This is a genomic window from Methylobacterium segetis (assembly GCF_004348265.1).
Lineage (GTDB): Bacteria > Pseudomonadota > Alphaproteobacteria > Rhizobiales > Beijerinckiaceae > Methylobacterium > Methylobacterium segetis.
Map to the genome: position 1 here is coordinate 1 of NZ_SMNT01000154.1, position 7,138 is coordinate 7,138.

A 7,138-nucleotide genomic window follows, 5' to 3' on the forward strand; every position below is an offset into this window, starting at 1 on the left:
TGCGCGAGCGGGGCACCCCCTTCACCGGCATCCTCTATGCCGGGCTGATGCTGACCGAGGAGGGGCCGAAGCTCATCGAGTACAACACCCGCTTCGGCGATCCCGAGGCCCAGGTGCTGATGCCGCGCCTCGCCTCGGACCTCGTCCCCGCCCTGCTCTCGGCCTGCGACGGCGACCTCTCCGGCGTCGCCCTCGAATTCGACCCGCACCGGGCCGCGCTCACCGTGGTGATGGCGGCGGCGGGCTATCCGGGCACGGTGGTGCGGGGATCGGAGATCCGCGGGGTCGCGGAGGCGGCGGCGAGCGACGCCGCCTTCGTCTTCCAGGCCGGCACCCGCGCCGAGGGCGACCGGCTGCTCGCCGACGGGGGCCGCGTCCTCGCCGTCACCGCCCTCGGCGAGAGCGTGGCCGAGGCGCAGGCCCGCGCCTACGCGGCGGTCGCGCGGATCGACTGGCCGGAGGGGTTCTGCCGCCGCGACATCGGCCAGCGCGCCGTCGCCCGCGAGGCCGCCGGCCGGGGCGTCTAGGGCCGTCCGGCGGAGCGTGGCATCCGGGGCGCACCGGCCCGGGAAAACGCGCCGCCGGCCCTCCGGTTACCCCGCGTTCACCCTGTTCCGATTGAATCGTGTCGGCAGTGCCCGGCAGAACGGGTGCGCCTCAGCCGAATCACGAGAGCCCGGTCGATGTCCCACGCGCTGGCCCAGTTCCTCCTCACGGTCGCCTCCGTCATGGCCGGCATCCTGTTCCTGGACGCGGTCGACGCGCCCGCGCGCAAGGCCGCCCGGCGCCTCGCCGGCGTCGCGAAGGCGCTCCAGGGCAAGTAGCAGGGCAAGCAGCCGGGCAAAGAGCGGGGCAAGTCGCAGGGGAAGTCTCAGGGGAAGTCCGGGGTTCAGGCGGCCGCGGCCTCCTGGGCAGCCTCCTGGGCAGCCTCCTGGGCGCCCTCCTGGGCAGCCTCCTGCGCGGCCCGCCGGCGCAGGCCCGCCAGCATCTCGCCGACCTCGCGGGCCGGCCGCGGCGGGCTGAACAGGAAGCCCTGGATCTCGTCGCAGCCCTCGGCCCGCACGGCGGCGAGCTGGTCCGGCGTCTCGATGCCCTCGATCACCGTGGTGATGCCGAGATTGGCGCCGAGCCCGACCAGCGCCCGGATGATCGGCCCCGATTCGGCGAGGTGGCCCGCGTCGCGCACGAAGGAGCGGTCGATCTTGATCTTGTCGAAGGGGAAGCGGCGCAGGTAGCTCAGGCTCGAGTAGCCCGTGCCGAAATCGTCCATCGAGATGCGGATGCCGGTCCGGCGCAGCAGGTGCAGCGTCTCCAAATTCGCCTCGGTGTCGTCGAGGAGGACGCTCTCGGTGATCTCGAGCTCCAGGCGCTCGGGCCGCAGGCCGCTCGCGGCGAGCGCCAGCAGCACCGTCTGCGCGAAGGCGCGGTGGCGCAGCTGCACCGCGGAGACGTTGACGGCGAGGCCGACCTCGGCGGGCCAGGTCGCCGCGTCCCGGCAGGCCTGGTTCAGCACCCACTCGCCGAGCGGCACGATCAGCCCGGTCTCCTCCGCGATGGGGATGAAGGTCGCCGGGCTGATCAGCCCCTGCTCCGGGTGGCGCCAGCGCATCAGCGCCTCCAGCGTCCTGACGCCGCCGCTGCCGGCCTCGACCAGGGGCTGGTAATGCAGCTCGAAGGCGTCGCTGACGAGGGCCGCGCGCAGGTCCCGCTCCAGGGTGCGGCGCGCCTCGGCGGTCTCGTCCATCGCCGCCTCGAACAGGCAGGCCTGCCCGCGCCCCGCGCCCTTGGCGTGGTAGAGGGCGGTGTCGGCGTTCTTCAGGAGGCGCTCGACATCCTCGGTCTCGGCCCCGGCCAGGGCGAGGCCGACGCTCATGCCGATCTCGACCGAGTAGTCGCCGAGCTCGTAGGGCGCGCTCACCACGGCGATCAGGCGCTCGGCGAGCGTCAGGGCCCCCTGCGCGTCGGCGACCCGGTGCATCACCGCGAACTCGTCGCCGCCGAGGCGGGCCACGAGGTCGCCGCCGCGCACGTTCGCGCAGAGCCGCTCGGCCACCGCCCGCAGGAGCGCGTCGCCGACGCCGTGGCCATGCGTGTCGTTGACCACCTTGAACCGGTCGAGGTCGAGGGCGAGCAGGGCGAGGCGCTGCCCGCCCTCATGGCGCCCCTCGGCCATCAGGTCGGTGCCGCACTCGCGCAGGGCCGTGCGGTTCGGAAGGTCCGTCAGCGCGTCGTGGCGCGCCATGTGGGCGATGCGCGCCTCGTTGCGGCGGCGCTCGGTGATGTCCTCGAAGGTCGAGACCCAGCCCCCGCCCTCGATCGGGCGGTAGCACACGGCGAGGATGCGCCCGTCGGCGAGCTCCCGGTGGATCGGCGCGGCCTCGTCCGCGGTGATGGCCAGCCGCGTCCCCTCGCACAGGCTGTCGACCGTGACCTCGCGCCGGTAGCAGCCCCGCGCCACCAGGATCGTGCAGAGGTCGCGCTGGCTCATCCCGAACTGGACCGCCTCGGGTGGCAGGCCGAAGATCTCCCGGTAGCGGTGGTTGCAGACGACGAGCCGCGCCGCGGCGTCGAACATGCACAGGCCCTGGACCATGTTGCTCAGCGCCGCCTCGAACAGGCGGTTCTGCTCGGCGAGCCGCAGGTTCGAGGCCCGCAGGTCGCCGAGCGCCGTCGAGAGGGCGCTGCGCGCCGCCCGCTCGGCGCTCACGTCGGTGCCGACGCCCCGGTAGCCCTCGAAGGCGCCGTCCCGCCCGAAGCGGGGCTCGCCGCTGATGCGCAGCCAGCGCGTGCCGCCGTCGGGATGGGAATAGGGATAGTCGAAGTCGCGAAAGCCCTCGCGCCGCGTCATCGCCTCGCGATAGGGTCTCCAGTGGTTCTCGTCCTCGCCGTTCACCGAGATCGCGTGGCGGGACCGGCCCATCAGCTCGGCCACGTCCCGCCCGAGGAAGCGGCCGATGCCCGGGCTCAGGTAGGTGAAGCACGCATCCGCCCCGGTCTCCCAGAACCAGTCCGAGGCCACCTGCGCGTAATCTTCCAAGAGTTGTAGGGGCATCGAACCACCGTCGCGGAACGTGCCGATGTTGCTGGGTATGTCTTAACAATTGTTCTCGGATGAATTCTGCGCACACTGCACACTATTCGGGCTGCAACGCGAAGAATCTATGCAGGAGCCGGAGCCGAATCGGCCTGGACGGGTTCAACACGCGCCGGATTTCATCGGGCGCCGGCCATGGGGCAGGGGGAGACGATCGATGACGGACGATGCCGGGAGCGTGGATCTCTTCCCGGGCTTCGAGTCGCTCTGGCTCGAAGGGCCGGGCGGGCGCGCCTTCGCGCGTGCCGGCGGCCCGGCGGAGGCGCCCCCGCTCCTCCTCCTGCACGGCTTTCCTCAGACGCACGCGATGTGGCACCGCCTCGCCCCCGACCTCGCGCGCGACCATCGGGTGATCTGCCTCGACCTGAAGGGCTACGGCTGGTCGGCGGCGCCCGCGGGAGGCCCCGGCCACGAGGCCTACGCCAAGCGCGAGCTCGGGCGCGAGATCGTCGCGCTGATGGAGCGGATCGGCCACGTCCATTTCGCGCTCTGCGGGCACGACCGCGGCGCCCGCGTCGCCTACCGGCTCGCCCTCGACGAGCCGGGCCGGGTCGCCCGCCTCGCCCTCCTCGACATCGTGCCGACGCTCGTCCAGTGGGAGCGGATCGAGGCGCATCCCGGCATGAACCCGCACTGGCCGTTCCTGGCCGGCCCGGCGCCGGGGCCGGAGGACGAGATCCTCGCCCGCGGCCCGGACGCCTATTACGAGGGCCTGCTGCGCGACTGGTCCCGCGCGAAGGACCTCTCCGCCTTCGCGCCGGGGGCGCTCGCCCTCTACCGGCAATCCTGGAACGTGCCCGAGCGCATCCACGCGATGTGCGAGGATTACCGGGCCGGGGCGGGGCCGGACCGCGCGGCCGACGCGGCCGACCTCGCGGCCGGGCGCACCCTGCCGATGCCGGTCCTCGTCCTGTCGAGCGACGCCTATCTCGAGCGGGGCAAGCCCGAGACGGCCCTCGCCACCTGGCGGCGCACCTTCGCGCCGCAGGCGACCGGGGAGGTCGTCGTCTCCGGCCATTTCCTCGCCGAGGAGAACCCGTCCGCCACGCTCAAGGCCCTGCGGGCGTTCCTGGCCGGGTGACGTCTCCGAACGGCCCGCCTCTCCCGAACGGGAGAGGGAGGGCGGCGCGAGGGTCAGAACCGCTCGACCCAGGGGCGGAGCGCGACCTCGGAGGTCCAGGCGCTGCGGTCCTGGCGCAGGAGGTCGAGATAGGCCCGGGCGATGGCGTCGGGGTCGAGGGTGCTGTCCGGCGCGTCCGGCGGCTCGCCGCCGCGGGCCGGGTTCCGGATGGCGCCGTCGATGACGACGTGCGCGACGTGGATGCCCTCCGGCTGCAACTCGCGGGCGAGGCTCTCCGAGAGGCCGCGCAGGGCGAACTTGCCCATGGCGAAGGGGCTCGACCCCGCAAATCCCTTCACGCTGGCCGAGGCGCCGGTGAACAGCAGCGCCCCGTGCCGGGCGGGCAGCATCCGGCGGGCGGCCGCCTGCGCCACGAGGAAGGCGCCGTAGGCCGTCACCGCGAGCGCGCGCTCGACCGCCTCGGGATCGAGGCCGACGAGGGGGCCGCGCAGGCGCCCGCTCGCATTGTAGACCACCACGTCCGGATGGCCGCCGAGCGCCGGCTCCAGCCGGGCGAACAGGGCCTCGACCTCCGCGGGCCGGCTGGCGTCGCAGGCATGGATCGCGGCGCCCGTCTCCGCGGCGAGGTCGCCGAGCTTGGCGACGTTGCGCGCGGCGAGCCCTACCCGCATCCCCTGCCCCGCGAGGAGCCGGGCGAGCGACGCGCTCAGGCCGGACCCGGCGCCCACGATCAGGGCGCGCTCGTAATGGGGTTTCATCTCGCTCCTCCTGTCTCGCGCGGCCTGCTGCCGGGATCCTGCACGCCCCTCAGCCCCGCCGGTCCGCGAAGAAGGCGCGCAGCAGGGCCGCGGCCTCCGCCTCGCGCAGGCCCCCGTAGACCTCCGGCGCGTGGTGGCAGGTCGCTTGGTTGAACACCCGCGGCCCGTGCTCGACGCCGCCGCCCTTCGGATCGGGGGCCGCGAAGTAGAGCCGCCGTATCCGCGCGAACGAGATCGCGCCCGCGCACATCGGGCAGGGCTCCAGCGTCACGTAGAGGTCGCAGCCGCTCAGCCGCTCGTCGCCGAGGCGGGCGCAGGCGGCGCGGATCGCCAGGATCTCCGCGTGGGCGGTCGGGTCGCGCAGCGCCCGCGGGCGGTTGTGGGCGACGGCGAGGACGGCGCCGTCCCGCACGACCACCGCGCCGACGGGCACCTCGCCCTCGCCGGCGGCCCGGCGGGCGGCGTCCAGGGCGAGGCTCAGCGGGTCCGGGGAGCGATGGTCGGGATCGGGCACGGGCCGCACTCTAGGGGCGGGCCGGCGGCGGGGGAAGCGCCGCCGGAGGCCCCGCCCGGACAACGCCCGGCTGCATCACGCCCCGAGGCCCGAGGAACTGAAGGGCGCCCCCCGGCGTAAAGTCGGGGCGTGAAAGACGCCGCCGGACGCACGGAGCCGGCGACGTCGGCATCCGGAACCGAGGGCCTAGCTTGGCCGTTGAGCCGGCAACATCGAAGTCACGGAGAGCACCATGATCGGTTGGGCAGTCACCTTCCTCGTCGTCGCCGTCATCGCGGCCCTGCTCGGGTTCGGCGGCATCGCGGGCACCGCCATGGAGGCGGCCAAGATCGTCTTCTTCGTCGCGATCGCCCTGTTCCTCATCTCCGCCGTGTTCGGCGTGATGCGCGGCCGTTCGCCGAGGCTCTGAGGCGCCCCGGACCCAACGTACGGACATGCGTGACGAGGCGGCCCTTGCGGCCGCCTCTTCCATTTCCGGGGCGCTGCGCGGGCGCGGTTGACGCATCGGCCTCGCGCGGCCCGCCCGCCTCTGTTATGGGGCGCCCATGAACGCGACCCCGCCCGACGACACCCCCGATATCCCCGAGACCGACCCGCCCGCCGCGCGGCCGGAGGAGCCCGCCGCCTGGGCCCCCGCCACAGACGCGGGCGTGCCCGGCCCCGATTCCGAGGCGCCGCGGCCGCGCCGCAAGGAGAAGGCGGCCAAGCCCGTCGCCGTGCGCCGGAGCGAGCCGCGGGCCAAGGCGCAGGCGCGGGAGGCGCAGGGGCGAGAGGCGCAGGGAAGCGAGACAGAGGGGGGCGAGGCGCCCGCCTCGCCGGACCAGGGCACCCCGGAGGGCGAGCGCATCGCCAAGGCGATCGCGCGGGCCGGCGTCGCCTCCCGCCGCGACGCGGAGGCGATGATCGCGGAGGGGCGGGTGCTCCTCAACGGCGAGGTCCTGGCCTCGCCCGCGATCAACGTGACGGAGGCCGACCGGATCGTCGTCGACGGCGAGCCCCTGCCCGCCCGCGAGCGCACCCGGCTCTGGCTGTTCCACAAGCCCCGCGGCCTCGTCACCACGGCCCGCGACCCGGAGGGGCGCCAGACCGTGTTCGAGACGCTGCCGGAGGACCTGCCCCGCGTCGTCGCGGTGGGCCGGCTCGACATCAACACCGAGGGGCTCCTGCTCCTCACCAATGATGGCGGCCTCGCCAAGGTGATCGCCCATCCCGACACGGGCTGGCTGCGCCGCTACCGGGTGCGCGCGCACGGCGAGACGACCCAGGCCGAGCTCGACCGGCTGCGCAAGGGCGTCACCATCGACGGCATGGAATACGGCCCGATCGAGGCCAGCCTCGACCGGATGCAGGGCGACAACCTCTGGCTGACGCTCGGCCTGCGCGAGGGCAAGAACCGGGAGGTCAAGCGCATCCTCGAGCATCTGGGATTGGCCGTGAACCGGCTGATCCGCCTCTCGTTCGGGCCGTTCCAGCTCGGCGACCTCGAGGCCGGCCTCGTCGAGGAGGTGCGCACCAAGGTGCTGAAGGAGCAGCTCGGCCCCGGCCTCTCGGCGCAGGCCGAGGTCGATTTCGAGAGCCCGGTGCGCGAGCCCGTGACCCCGTTCGGCTCGCCGAAGGGGGCGGCGCGCGAGGCGGCCGCCGCCGCGCGCGGAGCCGCCCGCACCGACAGCCGCCGCGAGGCGCCGGGTCGG

The 7,138-nt window shown here is 74.2% G+C and carries 8 protein-coding genes; 5 read left to right on the forward strand and 3 right to left on the reverse strand.

What is annotated here, in order from left to right:
* Both E1J50_RS24680 and E1J50_RS27585 read left to right on the forward strand, forming a co-directional pair.
* On the forward strand, positions 1 to 527 hold a 527-nt coding region (locus E1J50_RS24680; RefSeq protein ID WP_281024593.1), incomplete at its 5' end, for a phosphoribosylglycinamide synthetase C domain-containing protein.
* A 156-nt stretch (positions 528 to 683) separates the two neighbouring features.
* Positions 684 to 824, forward strand: a complete 141-nt coding sequence (locus E1J50_RS27585; protein WP_165937969.1) for a hypothetical protein — start codon at positions 684 to 686, stop codon at positions 822 to 824.
* Between the two features lie 65 nt (positions 825 to 889).
* Here E1J50_RS27585 and E1J50_RS24685 read toward each other — a convergent pair whose 3' ends face one another.
* A complete protein-coding gene (locus E1J50_RS24685) occupies positions 890 to 3,052 on the reverse strand; it encodes a putative bifunctional diguanylate cyclase/phosphodiesterase (RefSeq protein ID WP_132256701.1) in 2,163 nt (720 codons plus the stop codon).
* A 199-nt stretch (positions 3,053 to 3,251) separates the two neighbouring features.
* Between E1J50_RS24685 and E1J50_RS24690 the strand changes: the two genes are divergently transcribed.
* A complete protein-coding gene (locus E1J50_RS24690; RefSeq protein ID WP_132256703.1) occupies positions 3,252 to 4,175 on the forward strand; it encodes an alpha/beta fold hydrolase in 924 nt (307 codons plus the stop codon).
* A 53-nt stretch (positions 4,176 to 4,228) separates the two neighbouring features.
* Here E1J50_RS24690 and E1J50_RS24695 read toward each other — a convergent pair whose 3' ends face one another.
* Both E1J50_RS24695 and E1J50_RS24700 read right to left on the reverse strand, forming a co-directional pair.
* The gene (locus tag E1J50_RS24695) at positions 4,229 to 4,933 is read right to left on the reverse strand and encodes an SDR family NAD(P)-dependent oxidoreductase (RefSeq protein ID WP_132256705.1); all 705 of its coding nucleotides are present in this window, start codon (positions 4,931 to 4,933) and stop codon (positions 4,229 to 4,231) included.
* A 49-nt stretch (positions 4,934 to 4,982) separates the two neighbouring features.
* Entirely contained in the window at positions 4,983 to 5,447 is a 465-nt protein-coding gene (locus E1J50_RS24700; RefSeq protein WP_207919288.1) for a nucleoside deaminase, read from the reverse strand.
* A gap of 232 nt (positions 5,448 to 5,679) precedes the next feature.
* Between E1J50_RS24700 and E1J50_RS24705 the strand changes: the two genes are divergently transcribed.
* A complete protein-coding gene (locus E1J50_RS24705; RefSeq protein WP_109895258.1) occupies positions 5,680 to 5,856 on the forward strand; it encodes a DUF1328 domain-containing protein in 177 nt (58 codons plus the stop codon).
* Between the two features lie 136 nt (positions 5,857 to 5,992).
* Positions 5,993 to 7,138, forward strand: a 1,146-nt coding sequence (locus tag E1J50_RS24710) for a pseudouridine synthase (RefSeq protein ID WP_245516743.1), incomplete at its 3' end; no start/stop codon positions are given.

What these genes read in the sequence shown, in the direction of transcription:
- E1J50_RS24705 (WP_109895258.1), top strand. Translation starts at nt 5,680, where the DNA reads ATGATCGGTTGGGCAGTCACCTTCCTCGTCGTCGCCGTCATCGCGGCC.
- E1J50_RS27585 (WP_165937969.1), top strand. Translation starts at nt 684, where the DNA reads ATGTCCCACGCGCTGGCCCAGTTCCTCCTCACGGTCGCCTCCGTCATG.
- E1J50_RS24695 (WP_132256705.1), bottom strand. Translation starts at nt 4,933, where the DNA reads ATGAAACCCCATTACGAGCGCGCCCTGATCGTGGGCGCCGGGTCCGGC.
- E1J50_RS24690 (WP_132256703.1), top strand. Translation starts at nt 3,252, where the DNA reads ATGACGGACGATGCCGGGAGCGTGGATCTCTTCCCGGGCTTCGAGTCG.
- E1J50_RS24685 (WP_132256701.1), bottom strand. Translation starts at nt 3,052, where the DNA reads ATGCCCCTACAACTCTTGGAAGATTACGCGCAGGTGGCCTCGGACTGG.